General features: G+C 46.9%; 1 protein-coding gene. It reads left to right on the top strand.

Annotated features, from left to right (window positions below; translation table 11 throughout):
• Positions 1-165: 165 nt before the first annotated feature.
• Positions 166-780, top strand: a 615-nt coding sequence (locus tag GRP75_RS28500) for a thiamine pyrophosphate-dependent dehydrogenase E1 component subunit alpha (RefSeq protein WP_237449257.1), incomplete at its 3' end; no start/stop codon positions are given.

The following is a 780-nucleotide window of genomic DNA, read 5'->3' as shown; positions in this document are numbered from 1 at the left end:
TGATGGACAGGCGATTGGCATATAAACGTTTCAAATAAATCGGTGCTTTTCTTTTTGGGGAGAAAAGGATTATAATGGGGTTAGCCAGAGTTTAGTACCAGGTTTTAAGACAAGATGGTACTAGGTACTGGAAGTAGGATGTTTGACACTTAAGGAGGTGCCTCAATGAGTTCTAAAGGCGCTGTAGACGCTGGCTTCAGACATGAACAGCTGGGACTTACTCACGGACAAGTTATTGATATGTACAGATATATGTTGCTCGCAAGAAGATTTGACGAGCGCAACATGCTCCTGCAACGGGCAGGGAAAATTAATTTCCACGTTTCTGGCATTGGACAGGAGGCGGCACAAGTAGGTGCAGCTTTCGGCCTTGACCGGGAAAAGGACTATTTTCTTCCCTATTATCGGGATTATGGATTCGTGCTTGCGGTAGGAATGACGCCGCGCGAACTAATGCTGTCGGCATTTGCCAAGGCAGATGATCCCAATAGCGGCGGTCGCCAGATGCCAGGACATTTTGGTAGTAAACGGCTGCGTATTGTGACAGGCTCCAGCCCAGTAACGACACAGGTTCCGCATGCAGTAGGTGTAGCTTTGGCTGCCAAAATGCAGAAAAAGGATTTTGTTTCGTTTGTTACGTTTGGGGAAGGCTCCAGCAATCAGGGAGATTTTCACGAAGGCTGTAACTTTGCTGGTGTACAGAAGCTGCCAGTCATCATTATGTGCGAGAACAATCAATATGCGATATCGGTTCCGATTCATAAACAGTTGGCAGGCAAG

Origin of the sequence: Paenibacillus sp. OT2-17, assembly GCF_009827695.1 — a bacterium.
Taxonomy (GTDB): Bacteria; Bacillota; Bacilli; order Paenibacillales; family Paenibacillaceae; genus Paenibacillus; species Paenibacillus polymyxa_B.
The sequence above is the reverse complement of the archived record's forward strand: the minus strand, read 5'-3'. Positions and strand labels throughout refer to the sequence as shown.